The sequence below is a fragment of the Sphingomonas mucosissima genome, from assembly GCF_002197665.1.
Lineage (GTDB): Bacteria > Pseudomonadota > Alphaproteobacteria > Sphingomonadales > Sphingomonadaceae > Sphingomonas > Sphingomonas mucosissima.
This window is the reverse complement of record NZ_NBBJ01000001.1, coordinates 1,158,205-1,178,148: the sequence shown is the minus strand read 5'-3', so window position 1 is coordinate 1,178,148 and position 19,944 is coordinate 1,158,205. Positions and strand designations below refer to the sequence as shown.

General features: G+C 63.1%; 22 protein-coding genes. 8 read left to right on the top strand and 14 right to left on the bottom strand.

Annotated features, from left to right (window positions below):
* Positions 1 to 7: 7 nt before the first annotated feature.
* The 3 genes from SPMU_RS05660 to SPMU_RS05650 all read right to left on the bottom strand — a co-directional run bounded on the left by SPMU_RS05660 (position 8) and on the right by SPMU_RS05650 (position 2,951).
* A complete protein-coding gene (locus SPMU_RS05660) occupies positions 8 to 1,048 on the bottom strand; it encodes a phosphotransferase family protein (protein ID WP_088332674.1) in 1,041 nt (346 codons plus the stop codon).
* A 124-nt stretch (positions 1,049 to 1,172) separates the two neighbouring features.
* A complete protein-coding gene (locus SPMU_RS05655) occupies positions 1,173 to 2,075 on the bottom strand; it encodes a hydrogen peroxide-inducible genes activator (RefSeq protein ID WP_088332672.1) in 903 nt (300 codons plus the stop codon).
* 75 nt (positions 2,076 to 2,150) lie between these two features.
* Entirely contained in the window at positions 2,151 to 2,951 is an 801-nt protein-coding gene (locus SPMU_RS05650) for a sulfite exporter TauE/SafE family protein (protein ID WP_088332670.1), read from the bottom strand.
* A gap of 124 nt (positions 2,952 to 3,075) precedes the next feature.
* Here SPMU_RS05650 and epsC point away from each other — a divergent pair, with 124 nt between their 5' ends.
* Complete coding sequence (gene epsC / locus SPMU_RS05645; protein WP_088332668.1) at positions 3,076 to 3,765, top strand: serine O-acetyltransferase EpsC; 690 nt, start codon at positions 3,076 to 3,078, stop codon at positions 3,763 to 3,765.
* The gene (locus tag SPMU_RS05640) at positions 3,765 to 4,106 is read left to right on the top strand and encodes a DUF2794 domain-containing protein (protein ID WP_088332666.1); all 342 of its coding nucleotides are present in this window, start codon (positions 3,765 to 3,767) and stop codon (positions 4,104 to 4,106) included. The genes epsC and SPMU_RS05640 overlap by 1 nt, the downstream gene beginning before the upstream one ends.
* Before the next feature lie 146 nt (positions 4,107 to 4,252).
* Here the strand turns inward: SPMU_RS05640 and SPMU_RS05635 are convergent, their stop codons facing one another.
* From SPMU_RS05635 to SPMU_RS17455, 9 genes are all read right to left on the bottom strand, one after another.
* Positions 4,253 to 5,152 carry an SDR family NAD(P)-dependent oxidoreductase gene (locus SPMU_RS05635; RefSeq protein WP_088332664.1) on the bottom strand — a complete coding sequence of 300 codons (900 nt, stop codon included), beginning with the start codon at positions 5,150 to 5,152 and terminating at the stop codon, positions 4,253 to 4,255.
* An 85-nt stretch (positions 5,153 to 5,237) separates the two neighbouring features.
* Positions 5,238 to 5,678 carry a hypothetical protein gene (locus SPMU_RS05630; protein ID WP_088332662.1) on the bottom strand — a complete coding sequence of 147 codons (441 nt, stop codon included), beginning with the start codon at positions 5,676 to 5,678 and terminating at the stop codon, positions 5,238 to 5,240.
* Between the two features lie 174 nt (positions 5,679 to 5,852).
* The gene (phoB, locus tag SPMU_RS05625; protein ID WP_088332660.1) at positions 5,853 to 6,545 is read right to left on the bottom strand and encodes a phosphate regulon transcriptional regulator PhoB; all 693 of its coding nucleotides are present in this window, start codon (positions 6,543 to 6,545) and stop codon (positions 5,853 to 5,855) included.
* On the bottom strand, positions 6,545 to 7,219 hold the full coding sequence (gene phoU / locus SPMU_RS05620; RefSeq protein ID WP_088332658.1) for a phosphate signaling complex protein PhoU: 675 nt from the start codon (positions 7,217 to 7,219) through the stop codon (positions 6,545 to 6,547). The genes phoB and phoU overlap by 1 nt, the downstream gene beginning before the upstream one ends.
* Positions 7,220 to 7,230: 11 nt before the next feature.
* On the bottom strand, positions 7,231 to 7,989 hold the full coding sequence (gene pstB / locus SPMU_RS05615; protein ID WP_245832789.1) for a phosphate ABC transporter ATP-binding protein PstB: 759 nt from the start codon (positions 7,987 to 7,989) through the stop codon (positions 7,231 to 7,233).
* The gene (pstA, locus tag SPMU_RS05610) at positions 7,986 to 9,236 is read right to left on the bottom strand and encodes a phosphate ABC transporter permease PstA (protein ID WP_245832778.1); all 1,251 of its coding nucleotides are present in this window, start codon (positions 9,234 to 9,236) and stop codon (positions 7,986 to 7,988) included. Before pstA ends, pstB begins: the two co-directional genes overlap by 4 nt.
* Entirely contained in the window at positions 9,229 to 10,605 is a 1,377-nt protein-coding gene (pstC, locus tag SPMU_RS05605; protein ID WP_088332654.1) for a phosphate ABC transporter permease subunit PstC, read from the bottom strand. The genes pstA and pstC overlap by 8 nt, the downstream gene beginning before the upstream one ends.
* Entirely contained in the window at positions 10,602 to 11,645 is a 1,044-nt protein-coding gene (locus SPMU_RS05600; RefSeq protein ID WP_088332652.1) for a substrate-binding domain-containing protein, read from the bottom strand. The genes pstC and SPMU_RS05600 overlap by 4 nt, the downstream gene beginning before the upstream one ends.
* 59 nt (positions 11,646 to 11,704) lie before the next feature.
* Positions 11,705 to 12,403 carry a sensor histidine kinase gene (locus SPMU_RS17455; protein ID WP_342746430.1) on the bottom strand — a complete coding sequence of 233 codons (699 nt, stop codon included), beginning with the start codon at positions 12,401 to 12,403 and terminating at the stop codon, positions 11,705 to 11,707.
* A gap of 694 nt (positions 12,404 to 13,097) precedes the next feature.
* Here SPMU_RS17455 and SPMU_RS05590 point away from each other — a divergent pair.
* Genes SPMU_RS05590 through SPMU_RS05575 form a run of 4 tightly spaced genes read left to right on the top strand, consistent with a single transcriptional unit; the run spans position 13,098 to position 15,657 of the window.
* A complete protein-coding gene (locus SPMU_RS05590) occupies positions 13,098 to 13,499 on the top strand; it encodes a hypothetical protein (protein ID WP_088332648.1) in 402 nt (133 codons plus the stop codon).
* A 3-nt stretch (positions 13,500 to 13,502) separates the two neighbouring features.
* The gene (locus SPMU_RS05585) at positions 13,503 to 13,766 is read left to right on the top strand and encodes an HPr-rel-A system PqqD family peptide chaperone (protein WP_245832775.1); all 264 of its coding nucleotides are present in this window, start codon (positions 13,503 to 13,505) and stop codon (positions 13,764 to 13,766) included.
* Positions 13,763 to 14,611: an HprK-related kinase A gene (locus tag SPMU_RS05580; RefSeq protein ID WP_088332646.1), complete on the top strand. Its 849-nt coding sequence runs from the start codon at positions 13,763 to 13,765 to the stop codon at positions 14,609 to 14,611. The genes SPMU_RS05585 and SPMU_RS05580 overlap by 4 nt, the downstream gene beginning before the upstream one ends.
* On the top strand, positions 14,611 to 15,657 hold the full coding sequence (locus SPMU_RS05575; RefSeq protein WP_088332644.1) for a nucleotidyltransferase domain-containing protein: 1,047 nt from the start codon (positions 14,611 to 14,613) through the stop codon (positions 15,655 to 15,657). Before SPMU_RS05580 ends, SPMU_RS05575 begins: the two co-directional genes overlap by 1 nt.
* On the opposite strand, the gene SPMU_RS05570 is transcribed toward SPMU_RS05575, so the two are convergent.
* Together SPMU_RS05570 and SPMU_RS05565 are read right to left on the bottom strand one after the other, a co-directional pair.
* The gene (locus SPMU_RS05570; protein WP_088332642.1) at positions 15,602 to 15,952 is read right to left on the bottom strand and encodes a VanZ family protein; all 351 of its coding nucleotides are present in this window, start codon (positions 15,950 to 15,952) and stop codon (positions 15,602 to 15,604) included. The two genes, SPMU_RS05575 and SPMU_RS05570, sit on opposite strands and share 56 nt — an antisense overlap.
* Complete coding sequence (locus tag SPMU_RS05565) at positions 15,949 to 16,620, bottom strand: HAD-IA family hydrolase (RefSeq protein ID WP_088332640.1); 672 nt, start codon at positions 16,618 to 16,620, stop codon at positions 15,949 to 15,951. Before SPMU_RS05565 ends, SPMU_RS05570 begins: the two co-directional genes overlap by 4 nt.
* Before the next feature lie 61 nt (positions 16,621 to 16,681).
* On the opposite strand from SPMU_RS05565, the gene glmU reads away from it, so the two are divergent.
* The gene (glmU, locus tag SPMU_RS05560) at positions 16,682 to 18,037 is read left to right on the top strand and encodes a bifunctional UDP-N-acetylglucosamine diphosphorylase/glucosamine-1-phosphate N-acetyltransferase GlmU (RefSeq protein ID WP_088333196.1); all 1,356 of its coding nucleotides are present in this window, start codon (positions 16,682 to 16,684) and stop codon (positions 18,035 to 18,037) included.
* Entirely contained in the window at positions 18,038 to 19,855 is a 1,818-nt protein-coding gene (glmS, locus tag SPMU_RS05555) for a glutamine--fructose-6-phosphate transaminase (isomerizing) (RefSeq protein ID WP_088332638.1), read from the top strand.
* The last annotated feature ends 89 nt before the right edge of the window (positions 19,856 to 19,944 follow it).

The window sequence follows — 19,944 nt, the reverse complement described above, 5'->3', positions numbered from 1 at the left end:
CAGGTCCTCAACCGTAGCGGCGCAGCAGCGCCAGGGCTTGTTCGGCCAGCGCCGGGCAGCCGTTGATCGCTTCGCCCGCGTTGGGTGTGGTGCCGGCGAGCGCCCGGGCGTAAACGCCTTGGCTGATTGAGGCGAGGCGGAAGACGGCAAAGCCGAGGTAGAAGCTCCAGTCTTCGATCCCGCTGCGGCCGGTTCGTCGGCAGTAGGCTGCGACATATTCGTCTTCGGACGGAATGCCGCTGGTGGCAAAATCCACGCCGCCCAAGGTGCCCCAAGATTGCGAGGTCGAGTGCCACATGAACCCGTTGTAGCCTAGGTCAGCCAGCGGGTGGCCGATGGTCGACAACTCCCAGTCGAGAACGGCGATAAGGCGTGGTTCCGTTGGGTGGAACATCACATTTTCGAGCCGGTAGTCCCCATGTGCGATCGCCACTGCCTCCTCGGCGGGGATCCTGCCCGGGAGTTCCGCGATCAGCGCCTCCATGGCACGGACACGCTCGGTCTCCGCACCACGATATTGCTTCGTCCAGCGCGCAATTTGCCGTTCGAAATAGCCGGTCGGCCGGCCATAATCCTCGAGTCCGACCGCGCGGTGATCGACCGAGTGCAGAGCTGCCAGGGTCGCGTTCAATTGATCGTACACCGCGCTTCGCTCGGACGGCGCCAGATCGGGCAGGGTAGCGTCGCGGAAAATGCGGCCCTCCAGATAATCCATGACATAGAAAGCGGTGCCGATCAGGTCGGGATCGTCACACAAGGCGCGCATGACAGGCACCGGCACGCCGGTGTCGCGCAGCGCTGCCATGACGCGGTATTCACGGTCGACCTGATGCGCGCTGGCCAATAGCTGGCCGGGCGGCTTCTTGCGCAGGACGTAATCGCCAGCGTCGGTCGAAAGCATGAAGGTCGGGTTGGAGGCGCCGCCGACGAATTGTCGAACGCGCATGTCTTTGCCGAAGCCCTCGACATGGCGGTTCAGCCAATCAGCAAGGCGCGCTTCATCGAACCGGTGGCGCTCCGAAACCGCGGCCAGTCGCGCACCGCTCATGCGTGTACTTCCGTGTCCTTGGTAGGCGATTGTACCGCCATCATCCTCTCCTTGCATGTGACTATGCCGCCACTTTGCGCCACCTTGCGGAATTGGTCGCGGATTGGAAGAGGCTTCCGCGCGATTACCGAACGGTTGAGAGGACTTCGGCGAGCAAGCGGAAATCACGCTCCCTTGGGCTCGCCCGGCGCCACGCAAGCGCGATCGTGCGCCTGGGATTGTCACCGCCCAGCGGGCGTGCGGCGATGCTGGTATGCTCTAAGATGCCCGCGTTCAACGCGATCTCTGGCAGCATGGTAACGCCTAGGCCGTTATCCACCATCTGAACGATGGTGTGAAGCGACGTGCCCATCATGGTCGCCTCAGCCCGAAGCTCGGGCCGGTTGCACGCCGCGAGCGCATGATCCTTGAGGCAGTGTCCATCTTCCAGCAGGAGCAGGCGAGTTTCGTCAATGTCAGCAGGCGAGACCGGGTTCACCCCCTCCGGCAACTCGCCGGCCGGAAAGGCGAGGAAGAGGCGGTCGTCGAACAGCGCCTCCGTCGTCACCTCCCCGCAGGAATAGGGAAGGGCGAGGAGCACGCAATCGGCCCGGCCGTTCTGCAGCGATTCGCAAGCAGCAGCGCTCGGCTCTTCCCGCAGGAACAACTTCAGATCCGGATATTCCGTGCGCAGCTTTGGAAGGGCGCGGGGGAGCAGAAAGGGCGCGATCGTCGGGATGACGCTCATGCGCATTTCGCCCGATAGCGGCCTGCCGGCCGCGCGCGCCATATCGCCAAGCTCCTCCGCTTCACGCAGAACGCGGCGGGCCTTGACGACGATCTGCTCGCCCAGCGGCGTGAACCGCACGACGCGGCGGGTGCGCTCCACCAACGTGACGCCGATCAGCGTCTCCAGCTCGCGAATACCCGCGGACAGCGTCGATTGCGTAACGAAGCAGCTATCGGCGGCGCGGCCGAAATGCCCATGATCCCGAAGCGCAATCAAATACTGTAACTGCTTGAGCGTCGGCAGGTAGGTATTCGCCATTAATCGTCCCGTTCGATCACCGGTCGAGCCATAGCGAGCATCGACCGATGAGGCGAGACGTTGCGAAGCGCAGCCTTACAGGACCGCGCGGATGAAGCCGTAGGTGCTCGTGATCATCAGAACGACCCCGACGAGGATCAACATGACCTTGGTCGGAATGCGCTTGGCCATGACCGCGCCGAGCGGGGCGGCCAGGACACCGCCGATCAGCAAGCCGACGGTGGCGGTGGCGAAATCTCTGAGCCCCAGCTGGAAGATGAAGGTGGCCGACACGGTGAGCGTCAGGAAGAATTCGACAGCATTCACTGTTCCAACGACCCGGCGTGGCTCCACCCCCTGGACCAGCAGGTTGGAGGTGACGATCGGACCCCAGCCGCCGCCGCCAGCGGCATCGAGGAAGCCGCCGACGAGGCCGAGCGGTTCAACCACCTTGGGCTTCTGCGAGGTAGGCGGGAACAGGAGGCCGCGAACAAGCAGGTACACGCCGACGGCAATCAGATAGCCGAGCACGAATGGCTTCACTGCCTCGCCATCGACATTGGTGAGGACGTAGGCGCCGCTCACGCCGCCAATCATGCCTGGTACCAGCAAGCGCAGGAAAAGTCGGCGGTCTACGTTGCCATGCAGGACGTGGCTGATCCCCGATACCGCTGTGGTGAAGGTTTCCACGATATGGACGTTCGCGGAAGCGCGTGCCGGCGGGAAACCGATCACCGCGACCAGCAAGGTGTTGCAGATCACCCCGAATGCCATTCCGAGCGCGCCATCGACCATCTGCGCGCCAAAACCGACAAGAACGAACGGCAGCAATGTTTCAACGCTGAGCAGCGAAAGGTCCACGCACTTGCCCCTGATCCCTGGTGACCAGGCTTGCATGGCGCAGGAACGTAAAACCTACAAGTTTGCTATGCTTTGGCTTGGCAAAGCTTTGGCTTCGCGGACGCTGGAAAACTGTGGATGAAGGCCTTAGATCGCGCCATCACGGAATAGGGGACGCGTGATGGCGCGATTGGCCAGTTACCTTGATTCGATTCGGGCACGCGATCCGGCCCCGCATTCACGGCTCGAGATCCTGACTTATCCAGGTGTCTGGGCGCTTGGCTGCCACCGAATTGCCCATCGGCTTTATCGTTCGCGCATGTTCCTGGCGGCGCGGATCGTGAACCATTTTGCTCGTTTCATGACTGCGATCGACATCCACCCGGGCGCAAAGATCGGACGCAACTTCTTCATCGACCACGGTTTTGTGGTGATCGGTGAGACAGCGGAGATCGGCGACGACGTGACGATCTACCAATGCGTGACGCTTGGCGGAACGAGTCCCGACAATGGTGTAGCGGGAAAGCGCCACCCGACGATCAGTGATGGGGCGATCATTGGATCCGGTGCGCAGGTGCTTGGCCCGATCACGGTGGGAAGGCGCGCCCGCGTGGGAGCGAACGCTGTGGTGACGCGTGACGTGCCTGAGGGCGCGGTAATGGTCGGCATCCCTGCACGGCCCACGATGGTGGAAGGCGGCCGGGCGCCGGAGCGAACCTTCATGGCTTATGGCACGCCGTGCAGCGAGATGTTCGATCCGGCGACGCAAAAGATGGAGATCCTACGCTGCGAATTGGAGGTGCTGAAGAAGCGCCTTGATGACTTGCAGGCGGAGCAGGACGGAGATCAACGGGCGCGTGACCGGGCCTGATGGGGGTCGTCACGCCGTTTCCTACGGCCGGTCGGCCGAGCCAGGTGGGCTTTGACCGGACAGAACTGAACCGGATACTAGATCTTTATGGCCGGATGGTAGCAGCCGGGCACTGGCGCGATTACGCGATCGAGCTTGGCCGGGACGCAGCCACCTTTGCAGCATTCCGTCGCGCGGCCGAACGGCCCGAGTTTCGTATCGAGAAACGGCCGGAACTGCGCAATCGACAGGGCATGTGGGCGCTGGTGGGCGAGGCCGGGCAGATCGTGAAGCGCGGGCACGAACTGGGCCCGGTGCTCGCGCCGGTCGAGCGTCGCCTGATGAAGCTAGTTGAGGATTGACGACGCGCAGGTCCGGTCGGCGCAGAGCTGATCGCGATCGACCGAACGGATGATTGATCTGATTAGTGCCTGAACCTCATCTATGCGCAAGCGCCGGTTGGATGAGGTGTTTATCCGGGGCCGGGGGACCGGCCCCGAATTCATCCTTAGCCGCCTTGCAGCTTCTTTCCGATCATCATCGACTGTCCGGCGCCGGAATCCGGGACGATCTCGCCGGTGCGATCCGTGATCTCAGCCCAGTGCTTGGCGATGCCCTCCGGCGAAAGCTCATCGCCGCTCAATGCGACACCCGGCGTAAGCGTCACATAAGCTGCCTGAAACACGCCTGCCCCGGCACCGACGATCTGGTTGGTGGGCGCGTCCTCGCTGACGAGATACAGTGCAGCGGGTACCACCTTGTCCGGCGAGAACGCCTGGAACAGCTGCTCCGGGAAAAGGTCCTCGGTCATGCGCGTACCGGCGACCGGCGCAAGCGTGTTGACCTTGATGTTGTTCTTCGCCCCCTCCAAGTACAACGACTTGGTGAAGCCGGCGAGACCGAGCTTTGCCGCGCCATAGTTCGTCTGACCGAAGTTGCCATAGAGGCCGGTCGACGACGCGGTCATGAGGATGCGGCCGTAATTCTGCTCGCGCATTGTGTCCCAAACCGCCTTGGTCGCATTGGCGGATCCGAGCAGGTGGACTTGAACCACGAACGCGAAGTCGGCCGGGTCCATCTTGGTGAACGACTTATCGCGCAGCACGCCGGCATTGTTGATGAGGACGTGGACGCCGCCCCATGCTTCCTTTGCCTTGGCGACCATCTCGACCATCTGCTCATATTCGATGACGCTGGCGCCATTCGCCATTGCCTGACCACCGGCGGATTTGATCTCTTCAACCACCTTGTGCGCGGCGTCAGAGGCGCCGGTTCCAGTGCGATCGCCGCCGAGATCGTTGACCACGACCTTTGCGCCGCGCCGGGCCAGTTCAAGCGCATATTCGCGCCCCAAGCCGCCGCCAGCGCCGGTGACAATGGCTACCTTGTCGTCGAAACGGATGGACATGGAAAAGGCGCTCCCCTCACGTGAAATGGAGCGCCTTCCCATACTGGACATTCAAACAGGCGCAACTGCCCGCTTCGTCAGCCGATCACTTGCCGCCGCGCTGAATGCACTTGTCGTACTGACCCTTCTTGCACACCGGGTAGTTCTGCATCGGCGCAGGAGGCGGGAAGGCGGTGTTGGGATCGGGTGCCTGCTGGAAGCGGACCGTCGCGCCGGGTGCAGGCGTTCCCTGCATCGGCGAGGTGTTCGGCTGATAGCCACCAGCCGGATCACCCGAAGCGCTCATGCTGCCGCTGGATGACATCGTGTTACTGGAACCCATGCTGCCACCGGAGTTCATGCCGCCGGCGCCGCCCGTCGCGGGTGTGCTGGCAGCCGAATCGGTGGCCGTGCCCATCCCGTTCCCGGTCGCCGTTCCCTGCGTCGACATCTCAGGCGTGGTCTGACCAGCCGTGCCTGCTGGCTGCTCCTGCGCAACCGCAGGCATGGCGATCATCGCCGCCGCTGCAAGAAGGATCGATTTCATCTGCCATTCTCCTGTCAGGATACGCTTGAATACGTGCAAGAACGCTCCGGACGAACGCGCTTGGTGTCCAAAGTATCCTTCGTTTCGCAGGCGATTCGACGAAAGCGGCCAGCGGGGCGTTTCGAAAGTCGGCGGGCGAGGACTGACGGTTAGCCGTTCTTGCAGAGCGCGCCACTAATTGCCTGCATCCAGCGCATAGCCGGCGGAGCGCACGGTGCGAATAATATCGGGGCGGCCGCCTTCGTTGATCGCCTTGCGCAGGCGGCGGATATGCACATCCACAGTCCGGCTTTCGATATCGCTGTCGTGCCCCCAAACGCTGTCCAGCAGACGTTCGCGGGAAAAGACGTGCCCTGGATGCTCCAGGAAATGCTTGAGCAGCCTGAACTCGGTGGGCCCAAGCGGGATAACTTCGCCGCCGCGGCGCACCTTGTGGCCGACGGTGTCCATCTCAAGATCGGCGTACGTCAGCGCTTCGCCGGCAAGCGCCGGTCGCACACGGCGCAGAACGGCCGATACGCGCGCCACCAGCTCGCGCGGGCTGAACGGCTTGGTGACGTAATCGTCGGCGCCGGTCTCCAGACCGCGGATGCGGTCCGCCTCTTCCCCGCGTGCCGTCAACATGATGATCGGCACATTCGCTGTCTCGGGGCTGCGCCGCAGGCGTCGGCACACCTCAATGCCGGACAGTCCTTCGACCATCCAGTCGAGGAGAACAATATCGGGCACCTTTTCACGCGCGAGCAGCAGTGCCTCCTCGCCATCGATCGTGTGGATGACCTCAAAGTCCTCACGCTTGAAGTGCCAGACGAGGAGCTCGGCGAGCGCCGCATCATCCTCGACCAAAAGCATCCGTGCGCGTGCCATCATTCCCCCTTTTCGCGATCGGCAAGCTGCGTGCCGGTCGCTGCAAAATAAACCATTTCCGCCACGTTGGTCGCGTGATCACCGATGCGTTCGAGGTTCTTGGCGACGAACAGGAGGTGCGCGACCTCACTGATCGTCTTAGGATTCTCGACCATATGGGTGACCAACGTTCGGAAGATTGCGTCGTAAAAGTCATCGAGCGCGGTGTCGCGTTCGCAAATCTCGACAGCGGCGTGAGCGTCCCGTGCGGCGAAGGCGTCGAGGACGTCATGCACCATTTCGGCGGCCATGCGGCCCATCGCCTGGATCACCGAGATAGGCTCGATGCGATGCTCGCTTTCGATCAGCGGAACGCGCTTCGCGATATTCTTGGCATAGTCGCCGATCCGCTCCACCACCGCCGCAATCTTCAGCGCAGCGACCACCTCGCGCAGATCGTTGGCCATGGGCGCGCGCAAGGCGATGATCCGTACCACGAGACGTTCAACTTCTGCCTCAATGGTGTCGATCTGCTTGTCGGCGGTGCGAACCTCAGCGGCAAGTTCCATGTCTCCGCGTTGCAGTGAACGCATCGCGCCCTCGATGGCCTGCTCCGCCAAGCCGCCCATTTGGCTGATGAGGCCGCGCAGCCGGCCGATGTCCTCGTCGAACGCCTTGACGGTATGTTCCGCCATATCCTGTCCCCTCAGCCGTACCGACCCGTGATGTAGTCGGTCGTGCGCTGCTCACGCGGGTTGGTGAAGATGTTGTTGGTGTCGCCGTATTCCACGAGCTCGCCGAGGTGGAAGAAGGCAGTCTTCTGGCTGACGCGCGCGGCCTGCTGCATGTTATGAGTGACGATCACGATGGCGTAGCGGCCACGCAGGTCGTGGATCAGTTCCTCGATACGCGCCGTGGCGATCGGGTCGAGGGCGCTGCACGGCTCGTCCATGAGGATCACTTCCGGATCAACAGCGATGGCCCGCGCGATGCAGAGCCGCTGCTGTTGGCCGCCGGACAAAGCCGTGCCGCTGTCGGAAAGCCGATCCTTCACTTCCGTCCACAAGCCAGCGCGGCTCAGTGATCGCTCGACGATGCCGTCCAGTTCGGCCTTGCCGTTCGCCAGCCCGTGGATGCGGGGACCGTAAGCCACATTCTCATAGATCGATTTCGGAAAGGGATTTGGCTTCTGGAACACCATGCCGACGCGCGCGCGCAGCTGCACGACATCCATGTCCTTGGAATAGATGTTCTCGCCATCCAAGCGGATGTCACCCTCCACTCGCGCCGAGGCGACAGTGTCGTTCATGCGGTTGAGGGTGCGCAGGAAAGTGGACTTGCCGCAGCCCGACGGGCCGATGAAAGCGGTCACATCCTCCTGATCGACGTCGATCGACACATTTCGGATCGCCTGCTTGTCGCCGTAGAAGACGTTGACGTCTCGGGCGGTAATCTTTTGGGTCACCAGCGGGTCTCGAATCGGTTGCGGAGGTAAATGGCGAGGCCGTTCATCGCGAGCAGAAAAACGAGCAGCACGATGATCGCGGCGGATGTTTTCTCCACGAAACCGCGGGCGACCTCATCCGACCAAAGAAAAATCTGGACCGGAAGCACGGTAGCAGGATCCGTCAGGCCGTCGGGCGGGGCGGCGATAAAGGCGCGCATGCCGATCATCAGTAGCGGTGCCGTTTCACCCAGCGCCCGTGCCATGCCGATGATCGTTCCGGTCAAGATGCCCGGGAGCGCCAGCGGCAGGACGTGATGAAACACCACCTGAACCGGGCTGGCGCCGATGCCGAGCGCGGCGTCCCGGATCGAGGGCGGAACGGCCTTGATCGCATTCCGCCCGGCAATGACGATGACTGGCATGGTCATCAAGGCAAGTGTCAGGCCACCCACAATTGGCGCTGAACGGGGCAGGCCCAGCGTGTTCAGGAACACGGCCAGGCCAAGCAGCCCGAAGATGATGGAGGGTACCGCCGCCAAATTGTTAATCGACACCTCAATCAGGTCGGTCCAGCGATTCCGCGGCGCATATTCCTCTAGGTAGAGCGCCGATAGGACGCCAACAGGGAAGGCGATCAGGAGCGTGACGAGCATCGTCAGCAGCGAGCCCTTCAGCGCTCCCCAGACGCCGACGCGCGTCGGGTCGGACGAGTCCGCGCCGCCGAAGAAATCACGGTTCAACCCGCGCGAAAGCTTGTTCCCCAGCGCAGTGACGACCGCTTCGCTCTCGGGCGTCCCCTTACCTTTGAAGGCCATGTCAACATCGCTCGCTACCGGAACGGCGATTACCGCCTGACGGCGGAGAAGCGAGGGATCTGCTTTCACCGCCTCACGGACGCGAAGCCACGCGCCGTCGGATAAAAGCCCGGCACCACCTAAGGTTGGAAACGCACTGGCGGCCGCACCCTCTACGACATTCTCCAGCCCGGCCCCGGCGAGTGCTAGATCGGCGCGATCGTCACGTAATTGCTCCGGCGTGACGTTCAACTCCGCCGCGCGGAAATCGATCGGCAGAGCAAGGCGGGTCTCGCTGAAGCCCCCAGCACCTTGCAGCACCATGGTGATGATGAGGAAAGCCAGAAAGGCTGCTGACAGCACGATGGCGCCGAGGCCGAGCCAGCGGAAACGGCGTTCGGCGGCATAGCGGCGCGCGATGCGGCGGCGCATCGCCTGGGTGCGCCAATCGGTGGGCGCGCGATCAGTCATAAGCCTCGCGGTACCTTTTCACGACGACCAGCGCGACGATGTTGAGGAGCAAGGTGACGACGAACAAGGTCAGGCCGAGGGCGAAGGCCGCCAGCGTCTTGGCACTGTCGAACTCCGCCTCTCCGGTCAGGAGATCAACGATCTGCTTCGTCACGGTGGTGGTGCTGGCGAAGGGATTGAGCGTCAGCGTTGCGACACCTGAAGCGGCCATCACAACGATCATCGTCTCACCAATCGCGCGGCTGACGGCGAGCAGCACACCGCCCACGATGCCGGGCAGCGCGGCGGGCACCAGCACCTTGCGGATCGTCTCCGACGGCGTAGCGCCCATCGCCAGACTGCCATCGCGCATCGAACTGGGCACCGCAGCCAGTGAGTCGTCCGCCATCGAGGACACGAACGGGATGATCATCACGCCCATCACTAGGCCAGCGGCAAGGGCGCTTTCGCTACTCGCCCAGCGAATACCGATGAAAACGGCAAAATCGCGAATTGCGGGCGCCACTGTCAGGGCGGCGAAATAGCCGTACACAACCGTCGGGACGCCGGCGAGCACCTCCAGCAAGGGCTTGATCCAGCGCCGGGTGGACGGCCGGGCATATTGCGTGAGGTAAATGGCGCTCATGAGGCCGAAGGGGATCGCCACCAGCATGGCGATCACGGCGCCGATAAAGAATGTGCCCCAGAATAGCGGCACGGCCCCAAGGTTCGCCCCGGGATCGCGCGGATCGATCACCTGAGGCGACCAGTGCGTACCGAACAGGAAATCGGTGATCGGCACGATCGAGAAGAACCTGGCGCTCTCGAACAAGAGGCTGGCAACGATGCCGAACGTCGTGAGGATCGCAATCAGCGAAGCCCCGAGCAACAGACCCATGACGATCCGTTCCACCTGGGTGCGCGCGGCAAACTGCGGGCGTACGCGGACGTACGAGAAGGCAAAACCAGCAAAAGCCAGAATTGCCGCGAGGCCGGTCGCCATCCAATCGTAGCGACGCTGCGCGGCGGCATAGGCAGGCGCCAGCGCCTCCGACAGCTCGTGAAAAGCGCCGAAGGCTTCCCCGCGAGCGAGATTACGCGCTTCGGAGAGAATGGCCGATCGCTCGAAACCGATCGGGGGGAGCGCCGCCGCCATGGGTGTGGCGATCACGGCGTTGGTCACCAGTGCCGGTGAGGTGAAGAACCAGACACTGAGGAAAACAAGAGGCGGGATGGTGGTCCACAGGGCCACGAACCAGCCGTGATGACCGGGCAGCGCACTGAAGCGGCCCGTGCCGTCGCCGCGCAGAGCCAGCGCGCGGGCGCGGGCCACGAACCAGCCGATGAGACCGAGAACAATGACAAGGAAGAACAGCCCGCCAATGCTCATTCAAGCTCAGCCCCGACCAGTGACTTTTCGGTGCGCACCACATCGGCTGCCTTGGCCTGGACGGCTGCTGGTGCAGGAATGAGCCCGCGGCGTGCCAGCGGACCGCCTTCGACCCAAAGCTTTGTATATTGGCGAACGAATTGGGTGAGGCCCGGTACAGCCTTAAGGTGCGCTTTTTTTACGTAGATATAGAGCGGGCGCGCGCCTGGATACCTGGCATCCGCGATGCTGGCGCCGCTCGGTTCCACACCGCCAATGGGAACGGCGTTCACCGAACCAGTATTTTCCTCCAGATAGGAATAGCCGAACACGCCAATCGCATTGGGGTTGGCTGTCAGCTTCTGGACGATAAGATTGTCGTTCTCGCCAGCATCCACATAGATGCCGTCCTCACGAACGCGCTGACACCGCGCCTTGAAAGCGTCGGCATCGTCCGCCTCAAGCTGCTTGGCTCTGGGATCGCTGTCGATGCACCCCCGTGCGAGGATCAGCTCGGCCAAGGCATCTCGTGTGCCACTGGTGGACGGCGGCCCATAAACCTGAATCGGAACCGCGGGGAGGGAGGGATTCACGTCGCGCCAAGTGCGCGCCCGATTGGGCCGGCCGCTAGGAGCGGCCGCAAGCGCAAGATATATATCGGCAGGCGTAAGCGCCATCTTGGGCCCGTTCTTCGCCTCGGCGAACGCGACGCCGTCTATGCCCACCTGTATCTCCAAGATGTCCTGAGCGCCGTTGCGCACACAGGCCTCGAACTCGCTGCGCTTCATCCGGCGAGAGGCGTTCACAATGTCGGGATGCGCGGCGCCGATGCCGGCGCAGAACAGCCGCATTCCGGCGCCAGTGCCCGTGGACTCGATCACCGGGGGCCGGGCACCCGGACTGTTGGCGAGATATTGTTCGGCCACGATGGTGGTGAAGGGGTAAACGGTGGAGGAGCCAACGGCTTTGATCTGCGCTCGCGCACCTGCCCCGCCGCTCGCCTGGTCGTGGCAGGCCGAGCAGAGCGCGAGCAGCGCAATTGGCAAAGCGGCGCGAATCATTGGGATTCCGAAAGGTGTTGCCCCCGACGCGCTGCCTGTGTGACGCCTGCGTTACTGCTTCATGACAGCGGTTCCGCTACCGCGGCTGGCGGGGGGCGCAGAACAACGGTCACGCGGGTGCCTTCTCCAACCCGACTGGTGATCTCAAGCCGGCCGCGATGGCGCTCGACGATGTGCTTCACAATCGCGAGCCCGAGACCCGTGCCACCGACGGAGCGGCTGCGACCCGGATCGACTCGGTAGAATCGCTCGGTCAAGCGGGGCAGGTGTTCCGGCGGGATACCCTCCCCCTGATCGGCGACGACCAAGCGAACAGCGTCATTTTCCCGCGTGATCGCGACGCGCACCGGCGTTCCTGGCTGTCCGTATTTCATCGCGTTGCCGATGAGATTGTGTAGCAACTGCGACAGTTGCGTGCGATCACCGAGCACGGGAATAGCGCCGGGATCATGCTCCAGGATGATATCACGGCCGCGGCCATCGTGCGCCTCGGCCAGCTCGGCATGTGTTTCATCCACCAGCGCGCCGAGATCGACCGTATCGGACGGGGCCCGGAATTTCTCCGCCTCGATCCGGGACAGGCTCATCAGATCATCAACGAGCCGCTGCATCCGGCGTGCTTCGTCGAAGACGATCTTGAGGAAGCGCGCGCGGACGACGGGATCCTCGCCGGCAGCGTCAGAGAGCGTTTCCACATAACCCAGGATCGATGCGAGCGGCGTGCGAAGCTCATGACTGGCGTTTGCTACGAAATCCACTCGCATACGCTCTGCCGCGTGGCTTCCGCTTCGATCAGTGAGGTGGACGAGCCGGCGACCGTCACCGATCGGCGCGATCTGAATTTCCCATCGTTGCGCTGGCGAACCAAGGCCAGTGAGCGCTACGGGTCCGCCGCTTTCCTGGTCTGCCAGAAGACCGGACGCTGCGGGATGTCGGATCGCAATGCGCGCGTCTTCCCCCACAATGTAAGCCCCCAGCAACGTGCGCGCGGCCCCATTTGCCATCTCGATGCGTGGGCCCGACAGGATGAGCACGGGCTCTCCGAAGGCGTCCAATACCGGCTCTAGCGGTGACGTGGCCACGGGGGGGGCTGAGGGTGTAAGCCGTTCATCGTCGCGCGAGCGGCCCGCGGCAGAAGCGAGAACCGCGGCCACGCCGCCGGCTGCGCTCACGACGATTGTTTCTGAGCAAGCCCCGATGAAGCTCAGAATCACAGCTGTGACCGCGACGATACCAAAAGCGGTCCAGCCGCGCGGAGAGATGATCTCGCTCATATGCTTGCCACGGCGCCGTTTCTTATGAACCGGGTGGGTAGGGCGGCTTCGTGCTGATTGTCCATCCCAAGCGAGGCATCACCTAAGAATAGCCGAGCGTCCCATCGCGACACGCCTGTGTTGCGGTCCTTGTGCACTCGTTAGGATTATGGAAGGGCATGTGGGAGAAAGAGGCCACATGAGCGATCCCGGAGATCATGATCAGCCAGCCCAGCCGCAGCGTCGCCGTGCGCTGCGCATCGGCGCTGCTGGCGCAGTAGCAGTGGTTTCGATCCGCCCTGCCATGGCGCAGGCCTATGGCTCCGTGTTGACGTGCGAGATCCCGGTGCCGGATCCAGGAAGGACGGGTAGCTATATCGATGCAACCGGGAAGGTCGTGCCGGCGGGCACGCAGGGCGCCTACGCGCCCCCAGGTCGTCCACTGAAGGGCGAAGACGTCAGGCGCGCGCTTGCGACAGGAGGGAATCTCCCCGGCGTCGATTACGAGCGGAGCCGCGCGTATTTGAAATACGTGCAGAACCTGCGCAGCGGGACGACCGGCTTTACCTGCTTCGCGTCGCTGCAGATGCCGCGGCGCTGAGCGATGAACGCGACGCGCTACCGCGCGCCGCCTGCTTCCGACCTGTCGATGGTGCTTCTCGACGAACTGGTCGCGATCTTTCACCGCGCCTCTGGTATTACTCACCTGGTCGCGTCGCCGGTCCCTGAGTTGCTGACAGCCCTGGCAGGGCGGTGGATGACGCTCGATGACATCGAGCAGGAGTTTGAACTGATCGATGGCGACCGCGCCAGTCTCGTTTCGATCATGGACGGGCTGGGCGTCGCGGGACTGATCGAGCGCGCATGAGGTACGTCTTGGGCGTTCGCATCGGTCCGGTGACATTCCGGATCGGCTCTGATTGGCAAGGCCCTATCGCACAGTTGCGGACGCTTTATCGTGATTACCCGCGGGATGATGGCGTTCCGGATTTTAGCGTTCGCCTGACACCGCGTAGGCCGTGGCGGCGCTGGATACGACCGGCTGTGATGATCGAGGGCGACTTCGTTATACCCGACGCTGCGCCACTGCCGCTCGACCAGGGAGTGCTGGCGGCAGAGATGGGCATGAATTTACAAATGGCCCTTGGTCAGCGCCGGTTCCTGCTTCTTCATGCCGCGGCCGTCGAGCGCAACGGTCGCGCGATTGTGCTGACTGGTGAGTCGGGCGCCGGGAAGTCGACGCTGGCCGCGCTGCTTCAGACACGCGGATGGCGGCTGATGGCGGACGAGTTCGTCCTGCTGGACCCCGCTTCTGGTCTAGTGCACCCGTTCCCGAGACCGGTCAGCCTGAAGAACAGCGCCATCGATGTTGTCGCCGAGGAACTGACGGGCGCGCATTGGGGACCGCTGATGCGTGACACACCAAAGGGCGCGATCCGCCACCTGGTGCCCGCAGCCGATGCACTGGCCGCCGCTGAGCGACCCGCCAGGCCTGTTTTGCTCCTGTTCCCACGCTTCGGCCTCCCGGCTGATCAAAGGGGCGTGGGCGCGGGGGAAGCCTTTGTTAGGCTAACGCAAGCCTCGACCAACTATGTGGTCTTGGGCGAGCGGGGTTTCACTGCACTGACGCGCTTTGTCGGTGACGTAACCCGCGTCGCGATTGACTATCCGGATGCGGACGCCGCGGCGGCGATGATCGAGAAGCTCTGGTGATGCCAGCGCGTACGCTGGCGACGCTTCTCGCCGACCCTGGCGCCGCCTTGCTGCTTAACCGCAACGCTTGGACAGGCGTGCTTGCGGCGGCGAGGGCGGAGCAGTTGATTGGCACGTTGGCCATGCGGCTCGACGGGCTTGCTCTGCCTCAGCGCGTGGCGGCGGTGCTCGGGGATGCAAGAGCGACAGCACTGGAGGGACGCCGACAAGCGCTGTGGGAAGCGGAAATGGCGCGGCGCGCGCTGGCCGGGGTTGTGGAGCCGGTGATCCTTTTGAAAGGAACGGCCTTTGCCGCCGCCGGCCTCGACGCAGGGCAGGGGCGCTCGATCGGTGATCTTGATATTCTTGTCCCACGCCAGCGGCTCTCGCAGGCGGAAGCCGCGCTCATCGACGCAGGATGGATGTGGGTCAAACCAGACCCTTACGATGACGCTTATTATCGGAAATGGATGCACGAGCTGCCGCCGCTGATCCATCCGGAGCGGGACCGGATGATTGACGTTCATCACACGATCTTGCCGCTGACCGCCCGTATGAAGCCAGATGCAGCGCGACTGATCGCGCGCGCAGTGCCGCTCGGCGGCGGCTTAGCTGTCCTGAGCCCGGCGGATATGGTGGTGCACGCCGCAATCCACCTCTTCGGCGATGGCGATCTCAGCGGCGGTCTGCGTAACCTCTGGGATATTGATCGCTTGTTGCGCGAGTTCGCTGAAGGCGACGAGGCCTTCTGGCCGACGCTCTGGGCATTCGCCGCGGACCACGAAGCTCAGCGTGTAGTCGCGCGCGCGCTACGGCTCGCGCATGTGCTGTTCGCCACGCCAGTCCCTGAGATGTGGACGCGGGCGGGCGCGGCGGACGCATGGTATCTGCAGCGGTTGCTGGCACGCGATGGCTGGGGACGCGAGACGCGACCTGCCACCCGGCTTGCCTTCTATGTCCGCTCGCACTGGTTACGGATGCCGCCGGCTATGTTGGCCCGTCACCTGTGGATCAAGTGGCGGATGAACCGCGACGGTAGACCGCCACCACAGCAAGAAGGGCAATGACCACCGCCGTATCAGCCACCCAATCCATGATATCGCAGGACCGGTTCAGCGCGGGAATGGACTGAACCACCTCGATCATCGCGCCAAGAAACGAGAGCCGTTCGCCGATCCGAAGAAGCGGCGTTGCGGGGAACGCGGCTATCGACAGGATGGTGAGGGTGCCAAAAGCCAGCATATGTTGGTATTTGTCGCCCTCGATCGGCACCTTCGGCGGATGGGGGAGCAGCGCCATGGTCACGACGAACAGGAGCACGCCGGCGAGCAGCGCCCGCCAAAAGAAAGGCGCCGGCATCATCCAAGGCGCTCCAGCGCTGGAAGCAAGTCGTCGAAGTGATCGATGATCGCCTCTGCCCCCAGTTCCTCCACCGGCTGCATCAGGAAACCGAAACGGCAGGCGATCGCCGGCACGCCGGCAGCGTGGGCCGCGGCCACGTCATAAATGGAGTCGCCAACGAAAACAGCGCGCCCGCCCCCTGATCGCTGGATCATAGCATGTATCGGTGCGGGCGACGGCTTGCTGTTGCCCGGCCCCAACGTGTCGCCGCCGATCATGCAAGATAACCGATCGAGCAGGCCCACATCCCGCAACACCTCGCGCGCGAACCCCTCCAGCTTGTTCGTCACGACTGCGACTTTCACGCCGTGAGCTTCCAACGCGTTCAAGGCAGCGACCGCGCCAGGATAAGGCGCGGTGTGCACGGACAGGTTGCGCGCATAATGATCGAGAAGGACGCGATGAAGCCGTTCAAGCAATTCTTCGTCCGATCCACCGGTCGCCGCCAACCCTTGCGCGAGCATGTGTCGTGCGCCGCCGCCGATCATAGGCTTTATCGCAGAAACAGCGAGCGGCGGGCGATCCGCTTGCGCGAGCGCATGGTTCACGGCGGCGGCGAGGTCACCGCTGGTGTCGAGAAGGGTTCCGTCCAGGTCAAAGCCGACGATGTCGAAAGGAAATGGCTGCATTATCCAAGCGGGGTGGCCCGGCGCTATGGAAATGGCAAGCATGCGATGGCAGAGGCATGCCATGACCAGCCGCCCTCTCGCCGTGATCGTGCTTGCCGCCGGCAAGGGCACACGCATGAAGTCCGCCACCCACAAGGTTCTCCACCCGATCGCTGGCAAGCCGATGCTGCTGCATCTTCTCGACAGAGCAGCGGCTCTTCGACCTGTCCGTACGATAGTGGTCGTCGGCGCCGGCCGCGAACAGGTGGAAGCGGCCGTGCAGCCTCTTGGCGTAATCGTCGTCCATCAGGCAGAGCAACTTGGTACCGGCCACGCTGTGCTGCAGGCGGCGGGGGCTCTGGACGATTTTGCCGGTGACGTTCTTATCCTCTACGGTGACGTTCCGCTGGTTTCTGCGGAAACGATGCAGCGGATGGTGGCGCGATTGCACGAGAGCGATGCGCCGGCTGCTGTCGTGCTCGGCTTCAGACCCGACGATGCAGGCGCGTATGGGCGAGTTATGGCGGATTCTCGCGGCCGCATCAAAAAAATGGTGGAGTTCAAGGATGCCTCCGCTGAAGAGCGGTCGGTAAGTCTCTGTAATTCTGGCTTAACGGCCATTACCACCAACGATCTCTTCACCCTGCTTCGTCGCGTAGGCAACGACAATGCTGCCGGTGAGTATTACTTGCCCGACATCGTGATGCTGGCAGCTGCAGATGGGCATCACTCCGCCGTGATTGAGACGGCGGCGGAGGAGGTCGCGGGCGTCAACAGCCGCGAGGAGCTGGCTGCGCTGGAAAGCGGGTGGCAGCACACGCGCCGGCGGCAAGCCATGGCGGATGGTGTAAGCCTTGTTGCTCCCGAGACCGTCTGGTTCAGTCATGATACCGTGATTGGCCGGGACGTGGTGATCGAGCCCAACGTCATATTTGGTCCGGACGTCTCCATTGCCGACGGCGTGACGATCCATGCGTTCAGTCATCTTGAGGGCGCCCGTGTTGAAGAGGGAGCGTCCGTTGGACCTTACGCGCGGCTGCGACCCGGCGCAGTGATGGAGCGTGGTTCCCGCGTGGGCAATTTCGTCGAGATGAAAAAGGCGGTGCTGGGGCCGGGTGCCAAAGCCAATCACCTGAGCTATCTCGGCGACGCAGAGATCGGTGCTGGCGCCAATATCGGCGCTGGGACGATCACGTGCAATTATGACGGCTTCTTCAAATACAAGACCGTGATCGGCGCTGGCGCATTCGTCGGCTCAAATTCGGCATTGGTCGCGCCTGTTTCGATAGGGGATGGCGCCATTGTGGGCGCTGGCTCGACCATCACCGCTGATGTCCCGGCCGATGCGCTTGCCCTCGTCCGGCCTCTTCAGACAAGCAAAGTCGGCTGGGCAAACAGATTTCGAGGCCTGATGCGCGCTCGTAAGGAAGCAAAGTAAATGTGTGGTATTGTTGGCATTCTCGGCAGCGAGCCAGTGGCGGAACGGTTGCTTGATGGCCTGAAGCGGCTCGAGTACCGCGGTTATGATTCAGCTGGTATCTGCACGATCCATGACGATCAGTTTGATCGCCGACGCGCGCCGGGAAAGCTGAAAAACCTGGCGCAGCGGCTCTCCGAAAACCCGCTGCCTGGTTTGGCGGGGATCGCGCATACTCGCTGGGCAACACATGGCGCGCCAACTGAGGACAATGCTCATCCCCACATCGTTGGAGAGGTGGTGATCGTCCACAATGGTATCATCGAGAACTTCAAGCCATTGCGCGATGCCCTTATCGCTGAAGGACGCGAATTCTACAGCCAAACTGACACCGAAGTCGTTGCCCATCTGATTGCGCGTGAGATCGAGAGCGGCGCGGAGCCGCGCGCGGCGCTCGCGGCGGTGTTGCCGAAGTTGCACGGGGCTTTTGCGTTGGGGGTCATGGTTCGCACACACCCAGACCTGCTGCTCGGCGCGCGTCTCGGGGCGCCGCTTACCGTCGGCTATGGCGAGGGAGAGAATTACCTCGGATCGGATGCGCTGGCCCTTGCTCCTCTTACGCAGCGGATAGCGTATCTCGAAGAAGGTGACTGGGTCGCGATCACGCGCGAGAGCGTTGAAGTTTATGACCGGGAGAATAATCTGGTCGAGCGACCGATCGTCAACTCTGGCGCCTCAGGGCAGTTGATCGACAAGGGCAATCACCGGCACTTCATGCAGAAAGAGATTTATGAGCAGCCGGTAGTGGTGGCGCAAACATTGCGCTCCTATCTGCGACCGCTGGAGTCACGCGTCGCGCTGCCGGATATGGATTTCGATCTTTCCAGCGTAGAGCGGGTGGTGATCGTCGCCTGTGGCACGGCGAGCTACGTCGGGATGATCGGCAAATATTGGGTTGAGCAGCTAGCGCGTGTTCCTGTCGAGGTCGATGTGGCGAGCGAGTTCCGTTATCGGGACCCGGTGCTTCTACCTAATACGCTGGGTATCGTGATTTCACAGTCTGGCGAGACGGCGGATACGCTCGCGGCGCTCCGCCACATGCGCTCCGCCGGCGTGGTGACAGCTGGCATCATCAACGTGCCGACCAGTTCGATGGCCCGGGAAGTAGACCTCCTATTGCCAACGCACGCGGGGCCGGAGATCGGCGTCGCGTCGACGAAGGCGTTCACTTGCCAACTCGCCGTTATGGCGGCGCTTGCGACCAATCTGGCGCGCGCCAAGGGGCGTCTCGAGGGTGAGGCTGACGTGGTGCGGCAGCTGCAACAGGTGCCCGAGGCGATGAGCCAAGCGCTGAGCCATGATGCCGAGATCGAGGCCATGGCCCCGAAGATCGCTGTTGCGCGCGACGTACTGTATCTCGGGCGCGGGCCGGAGTATCCTCTGGCCCTGGAAGGTGCGCTGAAATTGAAGGAAATCAGTTACATCCATGCGGAAGGTTACGCTTCAGGTGAGATGAAGCACGGTCCGATTGCGCTGATCGATGATCAGGTGCCGCTGATCGTGATTGCGCCCTCGGGCCCGCTATTCGACAAGACAGTCAGCAACATGCAGGAGGCACAGGCCCGTGGCGCTCAGGTGGTGCTGATTTCCGACGCCGAGGGGATCGCGCAAGCGGGCGAGAACGCGATCGCCACAATCGAGATGCCTACGGTGCACTCGCTGATCGCGCCGCTGGTCTACGCGGTGCCAGTCCAGTTGCTGGCGTATCACGTTGCGGTGGCAAAAGGCACCGACGTGGATCAGCCACGCAATCTCGCGAAGTCCGTCACGGTCGAGTAGCGCTTGATAACACGGGGCAGCATGGGTGGCGCCGGGCCAGACCTGTGGGCGATGCAGCCGCTCGACAGGGCGCCGAGCGGGGCAGCGTG